General features: G+C 46.0%; 1 protein-coding gene and 1 pseudogene. One reads left to right on the forward strand and one right to left on the reverse strand.

From position 1 onward, the window contains the following. The first annotated feature begins 155 nt into the window (after positions 1 to 155). The gene (locus A3739_RS05810; protein ID WP_068475428.1) at positions 156 to 737 is read left to right on the forward strand and encodes an NUDIX hydrolase; all 582 of its coding nucleotides are present in this window, start codon (positions 156 to 158) and stop codon (positions 735 to 737) included. Here A3739_RS05810 and A3739_RS05815 read toward each other — a convergent pair. Further along, positions 734 to 930, reverse strand: a pseudogene (locus A3739_RS05815) (NGG1p interacting factor NIF3); the annotation flags it as partial. The gene A3739_RS05810 and the pseudogene A3739_RS05815 sit on opposite strands and share 4 nt — an antisense overlap.

The following is a 930-nucleotide window of genomic DNA, read 5'->3' on the forward strand; positions in this document are numbered from 1 at the left end:
ACTAAGACGACTTTCGAACTGCTGTATAAGACTCATGAGGTAGTTCAATAAATTTGAGATTGGGCACCTTAGCATAGGGTTTAGGGATTGTTAATTGAGTCTGTGTGCTAGAGAATGTCGCGCTAGCCAAAAATAGAGAATGGGCACATTTTGATATGAACTTTTGCAGTAATTGCGGCCATGCCGTTCAACAGAAAATTCCAGCCGACGATAGTCGACTTCGATACGTATGCCCTCAATGCGAGACCATTCACTATCAAAATCCAAACATTGTCGCGGGCACACTTCCCGTATTCGAAGATAAAGTACTTCTTTGCAAGCGAGCCATTGAACCGCGCTATGGCTATTGGACACTGCCTGCAGGATTTATGGAAAACCAAGAAACGACCATGGAAGCAGCAGCACGAGAAACATGGGAAGAAGCCGAAGCAAAAGTAACGCTGCACTCCCTGTTAACCGTTATCAACGTTCCTCAAATCAATCAAGTCCATATGTACTTCTTGGCCACACTCATTGATGGCGAGTTCGGCGTTGGAACGGAAAGCCTTGAGTGCGCATTGTATACAGAAGAAGAAATCCCGTGGGATGAGCTAGCCTTCCCTACCGTTAAACGTACTTTGAAGCGTTATTTTGCGGATAGGAAAGAAGGGAAATTTCCCACGCACGTGTCTGATACATTCCGAGAACCGAGAGAGATCGATTTTGCAGCAACGCTGGGTGAAGACTGGGTGCGCTAAAACTGCGTCTCGAGTTTTATCACATGGTAAGCGGGTTCCTCATAAGGATGCGCATTCTTTAATGCTTGCACTGCGTCCGCGATATGTTTTGCACTACACACCATATCGACTTTAGCCTCCTCGACTTCGCTTAATTGATCTACTTCGCCGATGGTAGGATTTGCCAAACCGATTGGCTTAAACTGGCCAATGC

The organism is Oleiphilus sp. HI0067, assembly GCF_001635735.1.